We start from the raw sequence: 21,570 nt of genomic DNA, 5'->3' as shown, positions 1-21,570 counted from the left end.
CTATTACCCTATTATTAAGCTATGAACCCCTTAACGAATAAGCAGGCATAACCGTGGATTTTGAATTTCGAAAAGATACCCTAACAGATACTTACCGCGTAATAATTTCAATGGAACAGACGGCACTGGGTAGTTGGATCCAGGGCACTTTAGGCACGGATAAAGCCACTATTGCGTTGATTCAAGCTGAAATAGATTTATTAAAAGCACGTAAAAAACAAGAGTATCGTTTAGTCGGAGATGAGATGACGTTAACGATGACGCAAGAAGATGTTTGTGCTTGTATGAATTCGGAGTTAATTGACTCGGGCGAAGAGCTAGATGACGATATGAATTTTTATGATGCGGAAACGGTGGCAGTTTGTGGCTTGGAAGATTTTGAGATCATACTCCAAGCCTGGTTAGCGTTTTTTAGTCAGCGCTAGTACATTTAGTACAATTAAGAGCCATTTAGTCCCATTCTTCTGATGTGTAACTAAAGGTTGGTAATGACCATTTCCAATAAATAGCACATAAACGCAAAGTAACACCAACACTGAAAGCCACGATAAGGGTGATATTGTGGTCAACACCAAAGTGCTCTAAACCGAGATAAAGTAGAGCTACTAACAATGATATACCCGCGTATATTTCTTTGCTGAACACCACCGGAGTGCGGTTGCAGAGTAAGTCACGTAAGACCCCGCCACAAATACCCGTTATCATGCCCGCCATAATTATCACGGTTGGGTGATAACCGAGTTTCATCGCCACATTACAGCCAATAATAGTAAATGCAATCAGACCAAGCGCATCGAGTACTAAGAATAAGCGGCGTAAATGGTTCATGTGTTTGGCAATCAGAATGGTAAACAAACCCGCACATATAGTGATATACACATAGTGAGGATGTTGGGTCCAAGAAATTGGGAAGTTACCTAATAATACATCACGTACCGTACCGCCACCAAGCGCAGTGACAAAGGCAATCACGGCCACACCAAAGATGTCCATATTACGACGACCCGCCATTAATGCGCCGGACATAGCTTCGGCAGTGATGGCAATTAAATAGATATAAGTGAGCATTTTTGCAGACCTTTAGCTTGAAAATAGGTAAGTGATGAATCCATGAGAAATAGGCCGCGTTCCTTGCAAGGAGGCGATCCTATATATAAACATGATTATGGTCAACTGAATAACAAGCGATAGGCAGCAGAAACTGAGCGAGCGGTCAGCATTTTGTGCGTTTCAAAGTGTAAAGCAAGGTAATGGACTATTTTAATCAGCGACAAGACTTACAAAGGTTAGATAATTAAGGTAGACTTCTGGATGGCTAATGTATTACTTAAGGATGGGAATAATGCCAATTAGAATTAAAGACGGACTACCAGCGGCAGAAATATTAGGTAACGAGAATATTTTTGTGATGCTAGAGTCGCGTGCAACCAAGCAAGAAATTAGACCGCTGCAGGTTGTTGTTCTTAACCTTATGCCGAAGAAGATTGAGACTGAAAACCAAATTTTACGGTTGTTATCGAATACGCCACTGCAAGTAAATGTAGAGCTATTACGTATTGATTACCGTGCCTCTAAGAATACCCCACAAGAACACATTGATGAGTTTTATCACGACTTCGAACGTATTCGCCATAACAATTACGATGGTTTAATTATTACTGGTGCTCCGTTAGGCTTAGTCGGCCATGAAGATGTGGCGTATTGGCCACAAATAGAAGAGATCATTCATTGGTCTAAAACGCACGTAGTATCAACACTGTTTTTATGTTGGGCAGCACAAGCAGCATTAAAAGTACTGCATGGTATTGATAAAAAAGTACACGAACAGAAATTTTCGGGTGTGTATCCACAACAAACCTTCCACCGTCATAATCCATTAGTCCGCGGCTTTGATGATGAATTCCCTGTTCCGATGTCGCGTTATGCTAATTTTTCAAAAGATATGTTTGCTGGTACCGATCTTAATATTTTAGCTGCCAATGCTGAAACTGGCGTGTATTTAGCTGCTTCAGCTGATTTCCGTCAGGTATTTGTCACCGGTCACCCAGAGTACAGTGCTGATACCTTACATCAGGAATATATGCGTGATGTTGCTGATGGCGTTGAAGCCGAAGTACCAGCGAATTATTATAAAGAGGATAATGCTGAAAATGCCCCTCTTGTTACTTGGCGCAGTCATGGTAATCTGCTTTATAGCAATTGGTTAAACTATTATGTTTATCAACAAACGCCATATGACTTAAACGATCTATAAATGCCGTTCGAGCAGCTAGTCGAATAGAAAGTCGAACAAATAGATTAGTATCAAATAATATGACTCAGGACTGAGTCTGCAGTAAATTAAACGAGGGATCTTGTGGCTACTATAAAAAATCAACAGCAACTAGAACAGCAATTAAAAAAACGTATCATGCTTATCGATGGTGGCATGGGGACGATGATCCAAGACTATAAATTAGAAGAAGCTGATTACCGTGGTGAACGCTTTGCTGATTGGCATTGCGACGTCAAAGGTAACAATGATTTACTGGTATTAAGTAAACCACAGCTGATTGCCGATATTCACCAAGAATACCTTGATGCTGGTGCGGACATCCTCGAAACCAACACTTTCAATGCCACCACGATTGCGATGGCTGATTATGATATGGAATCATTGTCAGCAGAGATCAATCGTGAAGCGGCGCGTATTGCTCGTCGAGTTGCTGATGAAAAAACCGCAGAAAATCCAGATCGTCCCCGTTTTGTTGCAGGTGTATTAGGCCCAACAAACCGTACTTGTTCTATTTCTCCTGATGTAAATGATCCTGCATTCCGTAATACCTCTTTCGATCTCATGGTTGAAGCGTATATCGAATCAACCAAAGCGTTAATCGAAGGCGGTTCAGACATTATTCTGATTGAGACGGTGTTTGATACTTTGAATGCGAAAGCCGCTGTATTTGCGGTTAAAACCGTATACGAAGAATTAGGTATAGAGTTACCTATCATGATCTCGGGTACGATCACTGATGCATCCGGTCGTACATTAACAGGTCAAACAACAGAAGCATTCTATAACTCACTACGTCACGCTGAACCTATTACCTTTGGTCTTAACTGTGCGTTAGGACCTGATGAATTACGTCAATATGTTGCCGAGCTTTCGCGTATCTCAGAGAGTTATGTGACAGCGCATCCCAATGCTGGTTTACCTAATGCTTTTGGTGAATACGATTTAAGCGCAGAAGACATGGCTGTCCATATTAAGGAGTGGGCTGAATCTGGTTTCTTAAATATGGTCGGCGGTTGTTGCGGTACCACGCCTGAACACATTAAAGCGATGGCTGATGCCGTTGAAGGCGTAGCTCCTCGCGCATTACCAGAGATTGAAATTGCGTGTCGCTTAAGTGGTTTAGAGCCGTTAACGATTAATAAAGATAGTCTGTTTATTAACGTCGGTGAACGAACTAACGTGACCGGTTCAGCACGTTTCAAGCGTCTTATTAAAGAAGAAAATTACGACGAAGCCCTGCATGTTGCGCAGCAGCAAGTAGAATCAGGCGCGCAGATTATTGATATCAACATGGATGAAGGTATGCTGGATTCACTGCATTGTATGCAGCGTTTCTTAAACCTTGTTGCCGCCGAGCCTGAAATATCGAAAGTGCCGATCATGGTCGACTCATCGAAATGGGAAATTCTTGAAGCTGGCCTTAAGTGCGTTCAGGGTAAAGCCATTGTTAACTCTATTTCATTAAAAGAAGGCGAAGAAAACTTCCGCCGCCAAGCGACTTTAATTCGTCGTTATGGTGCTGCAATGATCGTAATGGCGTTTGATGAAGATGGTCAAGCGGATACCCAAGAGCGTAAGTTTCAGATCTGTAAGCGTTCTTACGATATCCTAGTACATGAATTAAATTACCCACCAGAAGACATTATCTTCGATCCAAATATCTTTGCCGTTGCAACTGGTATCGATGAGCATAATAACTATGCGGTGGATTTCATCGAAGCAGTAAAAGACATTAAACGTGAATTACCCCATGCGATGATCTCGGGTGGTGTGTCTAACGTTTCTTTCTCGTTCCGTGGTAACAATCCATTACGTGAGGCAATCCACGCGGTGTTTTTGTATTACTGTATCCGAGAAGGCATGGATATGGGGATTGTGAATGCCGGGCAGCTTGCGATTTACGATGACCTACCAAAAGAATTATTAGACCGCGTTGAAGACGTCATTCTTAACCGCACACCTGAAGGTACGGAAGCACTATTAGATATTGCAGATAAATACCGTGATTCAGGTGTTGAAGTTGAAGCTGAAACCCAAGAATGGCGTAGTTTTGAAGTTAACAAACGTTTAGAACACGCGTTAGTTAAGGGCATTACTGAATTTATTGAAGAAGATACAGAAGAAGCTCGTCAAAAAGCAACATTGCCATTAGAGGTGATTGAAGGGCCACTGATGGACGGCATGAATACCGTTGGTGATTTGTTCGGTGCCGGTAAAATGTTCTTACCGCAGGTGGTTAAATCAGCCCGAGTCATGAAACGTGCTGTGGCTTATTTAAACCCGTATATTGAAGAGTCAAAACAAAAAGGTTCTTCAAACGGTAAGATCTTATTAGCGACAGTGAAAGGCGATGTGCATGATATTGGTAAAAATATCGTCGGCGTGGTACTGCAGTGTAATAACTATGAAATCGTTGATATGGGGGTGATGGTATCTTGCGATGACATTTTGAAAAAAGCCGTAGAAGAAAATTGCGACATTATTGGTTTGTCAGGCCTTATCACGCCATCATTAGATGAAATGGTACACGTTGCGAAAGAATGCAAACGTAAAGGATTTAAACTGCCCATTTTGATTGGCGGCGCGACAACATCAAAAGCACATACCGCGGTTAAGATTGAACAAAACTACGATGAACCAGTGATTTATGTCTCTAATGCATCACGTGCCGTTGGTGTGGTTTCAGCATTATTATCGGAAACGAAAAAACCTGAATTGGTTGCGCGTATGGCCAAAGAATATGAAGTGGCGCGTGAACAGCATGCACGTAAACGTCCGCGTAGTGCGCCTGTTACATTAGATGTTGCGCGTGCGAACAAAGCGCCGATTGATTGGGTTAACTATACGCCGCCTGTGCCTAAAACTCTGGGTGTGCAAAAATACATTAACTATTCAATTGCAGAACTGCGTAAGTATATCGATTGGACACCATTCTTCATGACATGGACATTGGCGGGTAAATACCCTCGCATCCTCACCGATGAAGTAGTGGGAGAGCAAGCGACAAGTTTGTTTAACGATGCCAATGCGATGCTGGACCGTTTACAAGAGTCAAATGAAGTGGGCGTTAATGGCGTTATTGGTCTGTTCCCTGCAAATACAGTGAATAGCGATACTGTTGAAGTATATACCGATGAAACACGTACCAAGGTATTAAAACGCCTTGAGCATTTACGTCAGCAAACTAAGAAGAAACCTGGGCAGTATAATAATTGTTTAGCGGATTTTGTCGCGCCGAAAGAGTCGGGTAAATTCGATTACATTGGTGCATTTGCGGTAACCGGTGGCATCGGTGAAGATGACATGGCAAATTACTTCAAAGGTATTGAAGATGATTATAATGCTATTCTCGTGCAATCTGTGTGTGACCGTTTAGCGGAAGCAATGGCAGAGTGCATGCATGAATTAGTGCGTAAAGAAGAGTGGGGCTTCACGCCAACAGAAGAGTGGAATAATGATGATCTGATCCGTGAAAAATACCAAGGTATTCGCCCGGCACCAGGTTATGCAGCTTGTCCTGAACATACCGAGAAAGGCGCTATTTGGGATCTATTAGACCCAGAAAGTATTGGCATGAAACTGACATCATCTTACGCTATGTGGCCGGGTGCGGCGGTTTCAGGTTGGATATTCTCTCACCCTGAATCACGTTACTTTGCAGTTGCATCGATTCAAGAAGACCAAGTGAAAGACTATGCCGAACGTAAAAACATGACGCTTGAAGAAGCCGAACGTTGGTTAGGACCTAACTTGGGTTATGCACCGGATTAAACTTGTTACCTTGGCATGCCACAAATACTGTTTGTGGCTGTTTTTAAGTAACTATATTCTTTAAAATAGTTTAAAAGATAGTCAAAAATATAATGAAAGTCTCAGAAGGTAAGTTGATTCGCCTTTAAGATGTTACTTGTAATTCATTGGGCTGTTAGCATTGAATGAAAATTAGCCTCTCTGTCAGTAATTCGAGTAGCTATAACATCTGTTATAACTAGGGGATCAGCGAATGCCTTTATCACTACAAAGCCTTGGTTTCAAACAACGGCTTGTCTTAACCATGACTATCTTAGTATCAGTCGCCTTATTAATCTTTAATTGGTTGTCTTATGATAAATTTAAGACCCAACAAATGGCTTCTATTGAAAGCATGTCGCGGATCATCGTAGATAATGCTTCAAATAAAGTGGAACTAAAGATAAATTCTTGGGTTGATGCGTTAGAATCCAGCCGTATTTACTTTGAAGGCGAACACTCGGATGCTGATTATGTGAATGTGGCTAAAATGGTTACTAAATCAGCTAGATATGCCAGTTTTACTGTCGGTTATAGCGATGGACGTGCTTTTGGTGATTCCGGAGGAAACAATGGCGTATTTGACGTGAGTGATTATGATCCAAGAACGCGAGATTGGTATAAAAATGCGCTTACTAAACAGTCTACCATCCTGACGGATATTTATACTGATGATACTACTGGCGGGTTAATGATAAGTTTAGCAAGCCCAATCGGTAATCGAGGCGTCGTTGCTGGTGACATATCTCTTGATATTCTCAACGATATTATCTCGCAAGTTGATTTCCCTGGTGCTGTATTACTTGTGCTTGATGATAAGTTTACTCAACTTGCTTCTACAGACCCTGGCGATGACATTGGCATCTATTTTGACCTCCCAGCGCTAGAACAAAAGATGACAGAACAAGGTAATGGTGTCGCAGACTATCAATGGGAAGGCGTAAAAAAACATGCCTATTTCTCTGATGTGAAATTGCCCGGTAATAGTCGTTGGTTTATCTATGTTGGTATTGCTGATTCGGTGATGTACTCCGATTTAGAAGCTGAGTTAGTTCAGACGATTATCACCTCATTCATTGTGATACTTATCGCCATCGCTATCGTACTAATAATATTAAATCGATTGTACAAACCTATCCTAGCGCTTAAAGACACTGTTCTTGACCTGTCGATGGGTACGGGTGACCTTACTCGTCGCCTTGAAGTAAAAAGCAAAGATGATCTGGGACAAATATCATTGGGTATCAATACTTTTATTGGTAATCTGCAAAGTATGATGCAAGAAGTTGCGCAAACAACACTAGATACCTCAGCCCGAGTAAGTGAGCTATCTAGCCAGTCAGAAAAAAACAGTGAAGTATTACAATTGCACTTTGACGAGGCTAATCAAGTTGTTACAGCTGTTCACGAAATGAGCGTGACGGCAGAGACTGTCGCTCGTCATGCTTCTCAGGCTTCGAGTCATACGCAAAATGCGAAAGAACAAGCCGAAGCCTCTAAGATGGTTGTTTCCAAAGCAGTTCAGACTGTATCTTCATTAGTAGACGAAGTGGAGTCTATGTCTGGGGATATAACTAATATGAACGGTAATATCTTCAACATAGCTAATTTACTAAAAGTAATTGGGGATATTGCGGACCAGACCAACTTGTTAGCATTAAATGCAGCAATTGAAGCTGCCCGAGCTGGCGAACAAGGACGGGGGTTTGCTGTCGTTGCTGATGAAGTTCGTGCGCTAGCAGCTCGAACTCAAGAGAGTACTTCTGAAATTGCCAATATGCTTACTATTTTGACCTCAGGTGCTAATCGATTAGTGACCAATATGGATACGATTAAGGTGAGTTGCAGTCATACTGCTGAAAGCACTGAGCGAATAAATGTGGATCTTGACAGTATGGCTAAATCAATCGCATACATTAATGATATTGCGATAGAGATTGCCACTGCCGCTGAGGAACAAAGTGCAGTTTCTGAAGATATTAGTAAGAATATGACCGCTATTACCAACATGGCTGAAGTGCTCACAGAGAACGGTGAAAAAGAACTGAGCAACTGTCAGGCACTCGCCGACACCAATACGCAGCTTGAAGCTATCGTAGGGAAATTTAAAATATAACGGGTAAATTTAGACTAGTTAAATAAAGAAAATTAAAATACCCGTATGGATAAATCATACGGGTATTTTTATATTTAGCGTTAACTTAATTGATGTAAAATAAGTGTGCTTAATTTAGTGGTATAGGCTGCGTTTTGATTCGTTTAAATAATGCTTTTTTACGTTGGGTTAATACATTACCGAGTATCACTAATACCAGCCCCAGTGTGGAATATATAGTCCAATGATAATCTTCAAATACCGCAGAAACACTTAAGGCCACAATCGGGGTGATAACCAAAACGTAAGCCGCATTACTGGCGCCGAGTCGATCAACTAAGATCAAATAACAGGTAAAACCAAGTACCGAGGCAGGGATTGCTAAATACAATAAGCTGCCGACGTACTGAGCGGTCAGGGTAAATTCAAACGATATGCCACGGACTAAGATAATCACTAATAACGCAATACAACCATAAACCATGGCGTAGCTGGTGGCAGTAAAAGGCTGCACATTATTTCTGGTATTACGAATACTCAGCATATTACCCATCGAGAAACACCAGGTTCCGATTAAGGCAAACATTAAACCGTATAACGTATCTTGCGACCAATTCGTTTGTAATAAATCACCAGCAAATAACAAGCTAATGCCAACAAGCCCGAGTATCGCCCCTAACCAAAAATTAGCATTGGTTTGGGTTTTGTAAAACAGCTTACTGTGAAAGGCATTAAATACCGGTGCCGTGGCCATGAATACCGCGACTAAGCCACTCGGTATATACAAAGTCGCACTGTAAAAGGCGAGGAAGTTACAGCAAAACAAACACACACCTTGCAGCGCTAAGTAGGCGTGGTCTTGGCGTCTTACCGTTTGTAGTTTGCCCCATAGTTTACCAATCACAAACATGACGGTTGCGGCAATGGCAAAGCGGTAAAATATCGAGACTTCCATAGGTACATCACCGTGTTGCCACTTGATCGATATCCACGAAAACCCCCAAATAAATATCATTGAAACGTAGAGCATGGCTGACATAGCGGATCCTTTATTACTATATAGAAGGTGTCATGAAAGACGACTACCATTAATTAATCTGCATTATGGTTCTGTTACGCACGTGGGAATATCACGATATTGGCAAAACTAACACAATATTGCGGTTTAATGCCTACCTTGATCACTGCAGTAGTTGAGCAATCAGCCATTAATGGTAATATTTTGTTATGCCTTTAATAAAACCACTCATGGATGTCGGGCTTGATATCAGCTCGTCACTACTTGAGCCGAATGAAATCAGCTTTGACCAATCAACCAGTAAGGTCTGTTTACGACAAACGTCATTAACGGAGGCATTGTCGTGGGCGCATTACCAGAATGAACATGACCGCTTGTTTTATGTGAATGAAAAACAGCATACCTTGAGTTTGTACATGTCCGGTGGTTATGAAACTCACCGTACTGATGTGGATTCTGGTTTTGGCGCGCCGGGTAAATTTTGTCTGATGCCGAAAGACTCTGAGAGCCATTGGCAGCTAGGACAAACTCAGCAATTTATGCATTTATATTTCAGTGATGATTACCTTAAACAACTGGCACTGAAGGTATTTGATATTGATCCGCGTATGTTACAACTACCGGAACTGACCTTTACCAACGACGCGGCTACTGAAGCCTTGTTTCGGCATTGTATGGCAACCAGTGATTGGCACAGTGGTCATGATCACCTTGCTATGGAACAAGTAACCAATACCATCTTAGTATCGATGTTACAGAACATGGGCATCACGAAGCTGACCGCGACAGTTAAGGGGGGCTTGTCCCCAAAAGTCGCAGCGTTAGTTTGTGAATACATGCAGGCTAATTTTTACCGTCAGGTTTACCTGGCTGAGTTGGCCGAACTCGCACAGCTGAGTGAATATCATTTTTGTCGGATGTTCAAACAGAGCATGGCCCAAACACCACAAGCGTATTTGTTGGCAATTAGAATTGAACAAGTGAAGTTACGTGTTGTTAATAGTCAGGTAAGTATGGCAGATATTGCCTTACAGTGTGGCTTTGCTAACCAAAGCCACATGGGACGTTATTTTAAAAAACTGGTGGGAATCTCACCACGCCAGTACCGCAGCTTAAGTGATAGTTAAGCAATCGCAAAGCCATCGTTAAAGACCGTTAAGCACTATTTAATTAATGCGGCCGATGCACCTGCCGCCACAAAGATACTGCCAACGGTTTTATCAAAACGTATCTTGTTACGGGCACTGGTTAATACTGGTTTAATCGCATGCGAAGTACTGCCGTAAAGTAATTTACAAATCAAATCGACCACAATCCAAGTACTGACGATCACCACTAGTTGTTGAAACAAATCCGCTTCTGGATTCAAAAATTGTGGTAAAAATGCGATAAAAAACAAAATGTCTTTTGGGTTTGATGCGCCAAGTAAAAACGCTTTGCTAAACATGGCTTTGCTATTGGGCTTCTGCACTTCTTCCGTGATCGTAATACTACCGCCACGACTGGCATTACGCCATGTGCTGATCCCTAAATACACCAGATAAAGTGCACCGAGGGTTTTGATCACCGAGAATAAGCTTTCTGAGGCAATAATCAATGCACCTAACCCCGTCGCTGAGGCAATTAAATATAATGATGACGCTAATACACCACCGGCAAAGGCGGGTGCTGTTTGCTTGATACCATAAGAAATCGAGTTGGTGATCATATAAATTGATAGTGGCCCAGGAATCAAGATCACCACAAAAATAGTCGAAACAAAAAGTAACCAAGTATCTAACGTCATTGTTATTATTCTCCAAAGTAGGGTAACAGTCGCACTTATTATAGGCTAAAAGTTATAGGCTAAACAATCACACCATTGGCGGTGATATTGTTGGGTATTCATTCGCGAACTGGGAAGGTATTCGAGGTGTTATCAGGTATAAAAATACGGCTAATAAGGCTACATCATATAGGCATAACCACGAATGCTCAACTGGTTTAAGCATTCGTTCTGTAACGGCGTTTATTCAGCAGTCGTGTTTATGACGGCTTGACGTTGATAGAGCTCAAAACAAACTTGGCCAGCTTGCTTTTCTTTTAAGATCGTCCAATTAGCGGGTAACTTAACTTGATTGAGTTCTTTTTCACGCTCAATATAAATTACCGCATCAGCACTTAACCAATTGTACTCTTCCAACTTGGCACAGCACTCTTCCAGTAAATCTTGACGGAAAGGCGGATCGATAAAGACCATGTCATAAGCTTGTGTTGGTTCTTTGGTTAATAATTTTAACGTATCACCACGTACTAACTGGGCATTATTTGCTTTTAACAATTCAATGTTTTGTTGTAATTGGGCTGCTGCACCGGCGTCTTTTTCAAACAGTAGGCCTGACTCAGCATAACGTGATAAGGCTTCAAAGATTAGCCCACCACTACCAGCAAACAGATCCAAACAATGACTGTCGCGTACATAAGGTGATAACCAATTGAATACGGTTTCTTTTATTCGGTCGGTTGTAGGGCGTAGACCAATAACATCTTTAACCGGTAGTTTCCGACCGCGCCATTGACCACTGATGATCCGAATATGCCCAGAAGGACGTTGATTTTGTTGTTTTGTGCTAGATTTTGCCATAGTAATTCTTTGTCTGGACAGAAAGGTGATAATATAATCACCATATTGATATTGGGTCATTGTAGCAGTTCAAGACTGGCGAAAGTAAGGTTTTCTAAAAATGGCAAAAAAAAGCATGAAGAATTGGTTTGGTTTAGGTAAAAAAGAAGCAAACAACACGGATGAAGCTAAAGTTGATCCGGCATTATTAGTATCGAGTGATGATGAAACGGCTGAAGAAAAGGCCATTCGTCGCGCAGCAGATTTACAACTTATCGCTGATTTCGAAAACAACAGTGCAGCTCGCGAAACTGAAAGCATCACGGCAGAGCCTGTTGTTATAAAACCTGTAGCTCTAGCGCCTGAGGTTGTTGCAACTGCAGCTGCTGAAGAAGTAAGCGCTAAGACTGACGCTACAGACAGTGTGGGCGAAGACGAGACATCGCTGGTTGCAGGTACTGAATTGGTTAGCGATGAATCAGCAGCTGACGAACCCGCTGACAAAGATAAATTCTTTACTCGTTTGAAACGTGGCTTATCACGTACCAAAGGTAATATCGGTAGTGGCTTTAAAAACTTTTTCCGTGGCAAGCATATCGATGATGAGTTATTTGAAGAACTCGAAGAACAGTTATTAATTGCCGATCTGGGTGTCGCGACTACCACGCGTATTATTGACAATTTAACCCAACAGGCATCGCGTAAAGAATTAAAAGATGCTGAAGCCTTGTATGACATTTTGAAAAAAGACATGGCAGAGTTACTACACAAGGTTGATGAACCGCTAGTTATTGATAGTAATAACAAGCCACACGTGATCTTAATGGTTGGCGTGAACGGTGTGGGTAAAACGACCACAATCGGTAAGATGGCGAAGAAATTCCAAGGTGAAGGTAAATCGGTCATGTTAGCGGCAGGTGATACGTTCCGTGCTGCAGCGGTAGAGCAATTACAAGTATGGGGTGAGCGTAACGATATTCCTGTTGTTGCACAGCATACTGGCGCTGACAGTGCATCGGTATTGTTTGATGCGATGCAATCAGCAACAGCCAAAGATGTTGATGTGCTTATTGCTGATACTGCCGGCCGTTTACAAAATAAAGCCCATTTGATGGAAGAGCTGAAGAAAGTTGTTAGGGTAATGCGTAAACATGATGCGACAGCGCCGCATGAGATCATGTTAACGATTGATGCGGGTACAGGTCAAAATGCCTTAAGCCAAGCGGAACTATTTAAAGAAGCCGTAGGTCTTACTGGCATTACAATTACTAAATTAGATGGTACTGCAAAAGGTGGTGTTATCTTTGCTGTTGCCGATAAATTCGAGATCCCAATCCGTTTTATCGGTATTGGTGAGGGTATCGATGATTTACGTACCTTCAATTCAGAAGAGTTTATTGAAGCGCTGTTTAGTAACGAAGACAAAAAATAACAGCATTCGCAGTATGTATTACGCAATAACTGATCGTTAACTCGGTGAGTTATTGCGTTCACTATTCACGATTTTTATACCAGCACATAGCAAGGACGCGGTCATCATGATTCGGTTTGATAATGTATCTAAAGTTTACCCTGGCAGTCTTAGCGCATTACAGAAAGTTAATTTTCACCTTGAAAAAGGTGAGATGGCTTTTTTAACAGGACCCTCTGGGGCAGGTAAAAGTACCTTATTAAAATTAATTAGTATGCTTGAGCGACCAACTGCGGGTGATGTTTTTCTTAACGATCGTAACGTCAGTAAAGTCAGTAAATCCGATATTCCATTTTTACGTCGTGATATCGGTATTATCTTTCAAGATCATCGTTTGTTAGTCGACCGCACTATTTTTGATAATGTGGCGCTGCCGTTGATTATTAAAGGTTATACCGCGAAGCAAGTTAAAAATCGGGTTCTGGCAGCGCTGGATAAAGTGGGTTTATACAATAAAGCTAAATGTTATCCACCGATGCTTTCTGGCGGTGAACAACAACGGGTAGGTATCGCAAGAGCGATCATTTCCCGTCCCAAATTGTTATTAGCGGATGAGCCAACAGGTAATTTAGATCCACAGTTATCCATGGAGATTATTAAATTATTTGAAGAGTTCAATCGTAGCGGTACAACAGTATTGATTGCGACCCATGATTTGGGGTTGATCGCTAAACTGCGCTATCGTACTTTGCGTATTAAGCAAGGCGAGATGTGCAATGACGAGTTACAAGGGATTTAATATGAACAAGCAAACCAATAGCGCTGATGTTCCCATCATTAAACGTATTCAAATCCGCTGCCAACAACATATCCATCATGCGATATCTAGCTTAACGGATGTATGGCGCACGCCGATTGCCTCTTTGATGACGATGCTAGTGTTGGGCGTGAGCTTAGCCCTGCCAAGCACCTTGTATGTGGTATTAAAAAATAGCCAGACTGTAAGCCAGGAATGGACCAGCCCGACCGATATTAATCTCTTCTTGAAGAAAGATTTACCAGAATCACGTTACCAAAATTTATTACACCGTTTAAAGAGCTATAAAGAAGTTGATAGCTTTGAATATATTTCTAAAGAACAGGGCATGGAAGAGTTTAAACGTTCTTCAGGATTAGTCTCGGCGTTAACCTTACTCGATCATAATCCATTACCAGCGGTGGTTGTGGTGACGCCTAAGCCTTATTACCGTACTTCAATTGCGGCACAAGAATTATTAGCTAAGTTAGAGCGTGAGCCTGAGGTCCAGCAAGGTAAGTTGGATATTATGTGGCTAGCTCGATTAGAAGGTATTCTCTCTATTTTCAGTGATGCTGTACTCGTTGTCTCAGTTCTACTATTAAGTTCGGTATTATTAATTACCGGTAATACCATACGCTTGAATATTTTATCCAATCGCGCTGAAATTGAAGTGTTGAAATTAATTGGTGCGACGAATTCATTCGTGCAACGGCCTTTTTTATATACTGGATTTTGGTATGGTGCGATCGGCGGGATTTTAGCTTGGTTAGTGACGCTATTTATGGTGTATTGGATGGAAGACACGGTAGTTAGTCTTGCGCAATTATATAATACCGAGTTCAATATCGAAGGGTTAGGATTTAGCGAGATCATGCTGTTGTTTATCACTGCTATTGGTATGGGGCTAATTTCAGCGGCTATCTCTGTTAATTACTATATCGCTAAAATAGAGCCTAGTTAATGGCTGTTATTCATCACTGCACTCAATATCGTAGTAAGTGAATCAATTGCTAAAATAGAGATAAGTGATTATAAAATTGGATCTGGTTAATATGAATTACAGCGCTAATGTCGCGTATCTGCAGTAAGTGACGTCAATGTATTTAAGGTTATTACTGACATTTTTCATTATGTTTGCGGGACTTTTGATCCCGCCATTTTTTGCTGCGCTTTCAACCGCGCAGCAGGATATGTTAGTTGAATTACCAAATGTACTCTTTTTATTGGTGATTATATTAAGTCACTTCTTTAAGCAGGGCCGCAGTGGTTTTGCAGCATTACTGATGCTGGTGGCTTACAATATTATTCAATTTCGCTTACAAACGCCCTTGGCGATAGGCAGTACATTATTTGAGTATTACTTTCTGGTACTGTTATTACCTGCCAACTTAGTGTTGCTATTATTCTTACCTGAACGCACCTTGCTTTCCTTTCAAGCACTTTCTTATCACGCTATTTTTATCTTACAAGCAGCGGCTTACTACTGGTTTATTCAGCCCGAACAATTACCACTGATCTCCCATATTTTGTTTGTTGTAGAACCTTGGGTTTTGGCGTTAGGCTATGTGTCGGTATTACCTAGCATACTGTTAGGTCTATTGATTTGTGCGGTGCTGACGGCGGCGATATTGATGCTATTTAGAGACGTTGCTTCAGATCAAGCATACCTCAGTGCACTACTGGCATCTACTTTGACTGTCGTTGAGTTTGAACAGCAGTGGATATCGGTGAGCATGTTTATGATGAGTGCGGTGATGCTACTGCTGTGCATATTGAAGCGCAGCCATGAGCAAGCGTTTATTGATGAACTAACCTGTATTCCTGGGCGTAGGGCATTAAATATCGATCTGGCACAACTCAGTGGTAAGTACAGTATTGCGATGCTTGATATCGACCGGTTTAAAAAATTCAATGATACCTATGGTCATGATATTGGCGATACGGTATTGAAAATGGTTGCGACTAAATTAACCTTAGTGAAAGGGCGAGGCAAAGTGTATCGCTATGGTGGTGAAGAGTTTACTATCGTATTTAAAGGTAAATCGGCGTCAGACTGTATCGGTTATTTAGATGAGATTCGGCTATTAATTGCTGATTACCCGTTTCAAATTCGTCAATCTGCTGAACGACGAGAACTTCAGCCCCAGACTGGTAAAAGGCAGAATGATAAGCGACAGAGCGATAAGCTAAAGACTGATGAGAGTAACGGCAAAGGCGTTAATGAAGGTAAAACTAATCATTCGGTCACCGATATTGATAAAACGGTGCAGGTGACTATCAGTATTGGTGTCGCTGAAGGACGTAGTTCAATGACCACCCCAGAGGAGGTCATCAAAGCGGCGGATCAATTATTGTATGCAGCTAAAGAAGCTGGCCGAAACCAGGTATGTGCTTGAATCAGTTAACACCGTCCTTGGCATTATGTTGTTAGAATATAGGTCGTGAGTATAAGTCGTTATGCGTGTATTTATGTTCAAACTAGCGATAGATATAGCTGCCATCTTCACGTAATGAAAATAAAGTTGGTGCGCTATCAGCATCTGTAATTCGAAGTTGTATTAATTTACCTGCCGTCGAAATATAAAATGACATCACTTGTCCGGGTCGTACCTGGGTGATATATCGCGCTGGCGTTGGTACTGCGATTAAAGCATGCAGCACGGCAGAAGGTATATCATACTGGCGGAAAATACGATAAACAGAATCACCTTTACGAATAACGTGTGCTCGCCACTCACCATCAATATTTTCTGGATCCAGCACTTTAATCTGTATCGGTTGTGGCGTATTACTTGTCGGTCCCTGTTCTAGACCTGCTTTATTTGCTACATTTTGAGTCGGCGCGATGGTCAGTGTGATTGACTTGCGCTCATTCACAGTCGTGTTACCCGAATCTGTTATGTCAGAGCTAGGTATAAGCACCAGTACTATGACAATAAGTGATAGTATAGGTAATAATTTACGGTGCAGGCGTGGCAGTGATTTGAATGCGTTACGCAATACGCTGACGCGTTTTGCTAATGATGGAAATAATAATTTAGTTTTTTCTATAAGAGAATATAATACATTGCTCCCCATGATTAATTTCCTGTCATTTTTGTTTTTAATCGGATTTCGAGCCAAGTAAAGTGACCTTAGATAATTACAATCGTGACGGGTTATAGTTGAAATAACTATCTATAACAGGTCTAAATGCGGCCTAATTGTTATTATCTAAGATAATTTTATTACGCGTTTCATCATAATATAAATGCTTATAAATAGCATATGTTGTTTTCGCCTTTAATTATTAAATTTTTATTTATTCTAAATAACAGGACTCTTGATGACTGACGTTATTGATATGAGCTTAGACGGTGTCGAAGAACAACCGCTAAGGGAATTTACCGAGCAAGCATATTTGAACTACTCCATGTATGTGATCATGGATCGTGCCTTGCCTCATATTGGTGATGGCTTAAAGCCTGTACAGCGCCGTATTACCTATGCAATGTCTGAGCTTGGCTTACATGCGGGTGCCAAATATAAGAAATCAGCGCGTACGGTTGGTGATGTGCTAGGTAAGTACCATCCCCATGGCGATAGTGCTTGTTATGAAGCGATGGTGTTGATGGCACAACCATTTTCTTATCGTTATCCGCTGGTTGATGGTCAAGGTAACTGGGGTGCACCGGATGATCCGAAATCATTTGCGGCAATGCGCTATACCGAAGCTAAATTGTCAAAGTTTTCCGAAGTATTGCTAGGTGAAGTGGGCCTCGGCACCGTTGATTGGGCGCCTAACTTTGACGGCACCATGAAAGAACCACAATTATTACCTGCGCGTTTACCGCACATTTTATTAAATGGTGTGACGGGGATTGCGGTGGGTATGGCAACTGATATTCCACCACATAACGTGCGTGAAATTACTAACGCTTGTTTGCACCTAATTGATAAACCTAAAGCTGAATTGTCAGAATTGATGGCTTATGTCAAAGGCCCTGATTATCCGACTGAAGCAGAGATTATTACACCAGAAAAAGATATCGCTAAGATCTATGAAAGCGGTAAAGGCAGCATTAAAATGCGCGCGGTATTCACACTAGAAAGTGGTGACATTGTCATTAGCGCACTACCGCACCAAGTATCTGGTGGTAAGATTTTAGAACAAATTGCAGCGCAAATGCAGGCTAAAAAATTACCGATGGTCGCGGATTTACGTGATGAATCTGATCATGAAAACCCAACACGCTTGGTTATTGTGCCACGCTCGAATCGTATTGATATCGATCAGTTAATGGCGCATTTATTTGCCAGTACCGATCTAGAAAAAAATTACCGCGTTAACTTGAATATGATTGGTTTGAATGAAAAACCACAAGTTAAAGGGCTAAAGAAAATATTATCAGAATGGCTAGAGTTCCGTAATGCGACTGTCCGCCGTCGTTTACAGTTCCGTTTAGATAAAGTACTGGCGCGTTTACATACCCTCGATGGTTTATTGATCGCCTTTTTAAATATCGATGAAGTGATTGAGATCATTCGTCAGTATGACGATCCAAAAGCAGAGCTAATCAGTCGTTTTGATTTATCGGTCAAACAAGCAGAGGCAGTGCTTGAGCTTAAATTACGTCATTTAGCTAAGTTAGAAGAAATGCGTATTCGTGGTGAGCAAGGTGAATTAAACACTGAGCGCCATAAATTAGAGCAGCTATTAAGTTCAGATCGCCGCTTAGCAACATTAGTGAAAAAAGAACTTATTATGGACGCTGAGAAATTTGGTGATGAACGTCGTTCACCGATTATCGAGCGAACAGAAGCAAAAGCGTTAACAGAAAAAGAATTAATGCCCAATGAAGCGGTGACCGTGGTGTTATCACAACAAGGCTGGGCACGTTGTGCGAAAGGCCATGACGTGGACGCGAAAGGACTCAGTTATAAAGCCAGTGATGAATATAAAGATTCCGCAGAAGGACGCAGTAATTGCCCGGCAGTCTTTATTGATTCGAGTGGTCGTTCATTTGCACTGGATGCACATACGTTGCCATCGGCACGTAGTCAGGGTGAACCCTTGACGACTCGCTTCACGCTCGCAGCCGGACAAACCTTTACTCATGCGCTGATGGCGGATGATAACCAACAATTCTTACTTAGCTCTGATGCGGGTTATGGCTTCATTGGCAAGTTCAGTGACATGGTGAGTCGTAATAAAAATGGTAAAGCATTATTAACCTTACCCGCTGGTGGTCTAGTGATTGAACCACAAGCGGTAAGCGATATTAGTACTGACCAGGGCTTAATCATTTCTAACGAAGGTCGGATGCTCATATTCCCACTGTCGTCATTGCCATTACTGTCTAAAGGTAAGGGGAATAAATTAATGAATATTCCATCTGCACGGGTTAAAAGCCGAGAGGAGTATGTGCAAATGCTGACAATTGTGCCGGAAGGGCAGTCTGTCACACTGTATGCTGGTAAGCGTAAGTTAACATTGAAACCTGCTGATTTAGAACATTATAAGGGTGAGCGAGGACGTCGTGGTTTCAAATTACCACGTGGATTACAGCGTGTTGATAGCCTAGATGTAGCGCAAGAATAATTCAGCTAACGCTTGTACACCGAGTTTTAGCTCGGTATACTGCGGTGATGTTAAAAGAGGGTTACAAATGTTATTTATTGGTCGTTTAGTCTTAGTCATGTTGTTCATGATCTACTTATTAGTCATGAGTATTTTACGTTTTAGTTTACAGCCTAGAAATCCAAAACACGTGGCATGTGTGGCGAGAAACTTCTCCCGTTTGGCGCGTATTCTGGGGGTTAAATTAATCGTTCGTAAACCAGCTGGTTTGAACGATGCAGGCCCGTATGTTTTTGTTGGTAATCATCAAAACAATTTTGATTTGGTTACGATGACGGCAGCGGTACAGCCGGGTACTGTATCTGTTGGTAAGAAAAGCTTAATTTGGGTGCCTATTTTTGGTTTTGTATATTGGCTGTCAGGTAATATCCTGATCGATCGTAATAACAAAAGCAAAGCTGTTGGTACTATTTCAGCAGTGGCTGATCGTATTAAAAAGGGTCACTTGAGTATTTGGATGTTTGCTGAAGGAACGCGTAGCCGTGGTCGTGGCTTATTGCCGTTTAAGACTGGTGCCTTCCATACCGCTATACAAGCTGAAGTGCCGATTGTGCCGGTATGCTGTTCTAATACGCATAATAAAATAAAATTAAATCGCTGGGATAACGGCGAAGTGATTATTGAAATCATGGATCCAATTGCAACGACGGGCTTAGAGCGCAAAGCGGTACGTCAATTATCATCAGATGTGCATGCAATCATGAAAAAACGTATTGATGAGTTATCTGTAGAAGCGCGAGATGCCTAACTCATCGGTAAGTATTTAGCTTACTCAGCCAACCCCTGAATTAAAGATAAATAGAAAAACGCCCATAACAATCACTTGTTATGGGCGTTTTTGTTTATGCGATTTATTTTCTTAACTATTTATTCGCGTAATAAACGGCGAACTTAGATGATTTAATTTGCAGTAAGCAATGGCCGAAAGCGGCTTCAATAATCTCAGGATATTTTAAGAAACTATTCGCAACTAATACTAAATGGCCGCGTGTATTGATGTAGCCATTCGCTTCTTTTAAGAAGGTTTCAGTGCTTGCATAATGCGTTTTTAAACCAGCATGGAAAGGTGGGTTCGAAATAATATAATCGAATGTACCTTCCACATCTGAATAAACATCAGAAAGGTAAGCTTGACCGGCTAATTCATTTGCCGCTAATGTCAGTTGGCTTGATTTAACTGCCAGTGCACTTACATCGGTCATTTCAACTTTACTTTCTGGGAAACGTTTCGCGATATAACTACCGATAATACCTGCACCACAACCAAGATCAAGTACACGACCCGATGGTTTTTTGTGTAAGTTATTAAGCAGGATATTACTGCCTGTATCTAATTTACCGTGGCTAAATACACCCGGTAATGTGCATACTGTTAGGTCAACACCATTCACTGATATTGGGAATGTTGTGACCCAATCGTCTTGAACAAATTTAGCGACAGGTTTATTTAATTCAGTTACAAATAATGAGCTGCGACGTGCTGCATCTAGTTTGTTACAAATATCACCATACGGGGCAAAGAATTTATTCGCGCTACGGATACCAGCGTTGTTTTCACCCACCATGAAGATCATTGCACCGTCTTCAAGATGTTCGGTAATGTTCGCTAATAAATATTCTACTTCAGCCTTTGATTTTGACATATAAATCAAAGCAACTTGGTGTTTCTTCACCGCTTGGTATTCAGTTGAGCAATGGTTATCAATATTGCTGACATTATCAAAATGTAGCTTAGCTGAATAATCGTAGCTGAATAACGTTACTTTTTTAGCTATTTTAGCTAATTCAGTCGGATACGTATCTTCGATGTAACCCGCAATCAACAGGTCTTTATCTTCAAAATGTGCAGTGTTACGCGCGAGTAATTGACTTGCTAGGGTGTAGCTATTGCTGATCATGGGTTTGGACTCTTTTACTTAATTTGCTCGAAGATTTGGTCGGTGAGTATATACCCAAACAAC

Annotated in this window: 17 protein-coding genes; 11 read left to right on the top strand and 6 right to left on the bottom strand. The window is 41.5% G+C overall.

Translation table 11 applies throughout. The features are described 5' to 3' along the window. The first annotated feature begins 53 nt into the window (after positions 1-53). Entirely contained in the window at positions 54-425 is a 372-nt protein-coding gene (locus JFU56_RS15040) for a YacL family protein (protein WP_019442585.1), read from the top strand. 25 nt (positions 426-450) lie between these two features. On the opposite strand, the gene JFU56_RS15035 is transcribed toward JFU56_RS15040, so the two are convergent. Continuing rightward, positions 451-1,068: a trimeric intracellular cation channel family protein gene (locus JFU56_RS15035; RefSeq protein WP_198438105.1), complete on the bottom strand. Its 618-nt coding sequence runs from the start codon at positions 1,066-1,068 to the stop codon at positions 451-453. A gap of 274 nt (positions 1,069-1,342) precedes the next feature. Between JFU56_RS15035 and metA the strand changes: the two genes are divergently transcribed. From metA to JFU56_RS15020, 3 genes are all read left to right on the top strand, one after another. Continuing rightward, positions 1,343-2,254 (top strand): homoserine O-succinyltransferase, encoded by a 912-nt coding sequence (metA, locus tag JFU56_RS15030; RefSeq protein ID WP_198438104.1) that lies wholly within the window; start codon positions 1,343-1,345, stop codon positions 2,252-2,254. A gap of 102 nt (positions 2,255-2,356) precedes the next feature. Beyond that, entirely contained in the window at positions 2,357-6,046 is a 3,690-nt protein-coding gene (metH, locus tag JFU56_RS15025) for a methionine synthase (RefSeq protein ID WP_198438103.1), read from the top strand. Positions 6,047-6,278: 232 nt separating this feature from the next. Next, entirely contained in the window at positions 6,279-8,180 is a 1,902-nt protein-coding gene (locus JFU56_RS15020; protein WP_198438102.1) for a methyl-accepting chemotaxis protein, read from the top strand. Positions 8,181-8,289: 109 nt separating this feature from the next. Here the strand turns inward: JFU56_RS15020 and JFU56_RS15015 are convergent, their stop codons facing one another. Beyond that, complete coding sequence (locus JFU56_RS15015) at positions 8,290-9,198, bottom strand: DMT family transporter (RefSeq protein WP_198438101.1); 909 nt, start codon at positions 9,196-9,198, stop codon at positions 8,290-8,292. Between the two features lie 188 nt (positions 9,199-9,386). Between JFU56_RS15015 and JFU56_RS15010 the strand changes: the two genes are divergently transcribed. Continuing rightward, positions 9,387-10,304, top strand: a complete 918-nt coding sequence (locus tag JFU56_RS15010) for a helix-turn-helix domain-containing protein (RefSeq protein ID WP_198438100.1) — start codon at positions 9,387-9,389, stop codon at positions 10,302-10,304. Positions 10,305-10,339: 35 nt separating this feature from the next. Here the strand turns inward: JFU56_RS15010 and JFU56_RS15005 are convergent, their stop codons facing one another. Next, positions 10,340-10,963, bottom strand: coding sequence for a LysE family translocator (locus tag JFU56_RS15005; RefSeq protein ID WP_198438099.1), 624 nt, complete (start codon positions 10,961-10,963; stop codon positions 10,340-10,342). Positions 10,964-11,185: 222 nt separating this feature from the next. Beyond that, positions 11,186-11,800, bottom strand: a complete 615-nt coding sequence (gene rsmD, locus JFU56_RS15000) for a 16S rRNA (guanine(966)-N(2))-methyltransferase RsmD (RefSeq protein WP_198438098.1) — start codon at positions 11,798-11,800, stop codon at positions 11,186-11,188. 100 nt (positions 11,801-11,900) lie between these two features. On the opposite strand from rsmD, the gene ftsY reads away from it, so the two are divergent. The 4 genes from ftsY (at position 11,901) to JFU56_RS14980 (ending at position 16,385) form a co-directional block, all read left to right on the top strand. Further along, positions 11,901-13,211: a signal recognition particle-docking protein FtsY gene (ftsY, locus tag JFU56_RS14995; RefSeq protein ID WP_198438097.1), complete on the top strand. Its 1,311-nt coding sequence runs from the start codon at positions 11,901-11,903 to the stop codon at positions 13,209-13,211. Positions 13,212-13,317: 106 nt separating this feature from the next. Beyond that, entirely contained in the window at positions 13,318-13,989 is a 672-nt protein-coding gene (gene ftsE, locus JFU56_RS14990) for a cell division ATP-binding protein FtsE (protein WP_198438096.1), read from the top strand. A gap of 1 nt (position 13,990) precedes the next feature. Beyond that, positions 13,991-14,950, top strand: coding sequence for a permease-like cell division protein FtsX (gene ftsX / locus JFU56_RS14985; RefSeq protein WP_198438095.1), 960 nt, complete (start codon positions 13,991-13,993; stop codon positions 14,948-14,950). 136 nt (positions 14,951-15,086) lie between these two features. After that, positions 15,087-16,385 carry a GGDEF domain-containing protein gene (locus tag JFU56_RS14980; RefSeq protein ID WP_198438094.1) on the top strand — a complete coding sequence of 433 codons (1,299 nt, stop codon included), beginning with the start codon at positions 15,087-15,089 and terminating at the stop codon, positions 16,383-16,385. An 82-nt stretch (positions 16,386-16,467) separates the two neighbouring features. Here the strand turns inward: JFU56_RS14980 and JFU56_RS14975 are convergent, their stop codons facing one another. Beyond that, positions 16,468-17,067, bottom strand: a complete 600-nt coding sequence (locus JFU56_RS14975; protein WP_198438093.1) for a LysM-like peptidoglycan-binding domain-containing protein — start codon at positions 17,065-17,067, stop codon at positions 16,468-16,470. 247 nt (positions 17,068-17,314) lie between these two features. On the opposite strand from JFU56_RS14975, the gene parC reads away from it, so the two are divergent. Together parC and JFU56_RS14965 are read left to right on the top strand one after the other, a co-directional pair. Further along, the gene (gene parC, locus JFU56_RS14970) at positions 17,315-19,570 is read left to right on the top strand and encodes a DNA topoisomerase IV subunit A (protein ID WP_198438092.1); all 2,256 of its coding nucleotides are present in this window, start codon (positions 17,315-17,317) and stop codon (positions 19,568-19,570) included. Between the two features lie 67 nt (positions 19,571-19,637). Beyond that, complete coding sequence (locus JFU56_RS14965; RefSeq protein ID WP_198438091.1) at positions 19,638-20,357, top strand: 1-acylglycerol-3-phosphate O-acyltransferase; 720 nt, start codon at positions 19,638-19,640, stop codon at positions 20,355-20,357. Positions 20,358-20,472: 115 nt separating this feature from the next. Here JFU56_RS14965 and rsmC read toward each other — a convergent pair whose 3' ends face one another. Then, positions 20,473-21,507, bottom strand: coding sequence for a 16S rRNA (guanine(1207)-N(2))-methyltransferase RsmC (gene rsmC, locus JFU56_RS14960; protein WP_198438090.1), 1,035 nt, complete (start codon positions 21,505-21,507; stop codon positions 20,473-20,475). Positions 21,508-21,570 lie beyond the last annotated feature (63 nt).

The organism is Moritella sp. F3 (genome assembly GCF_015082335.1).
In the GTDB taxonomy this organism is placed as follows: domain Bacteria; phylum Pseudomonadota; class Gammaproteobacteria; order Enterobacterales; family Moritellaceae; genus Moritella.
Note: the sequence above shows the minus strand (reverse complement) of the source record. Positions and strands in the feature narration are given on the sequence as shown.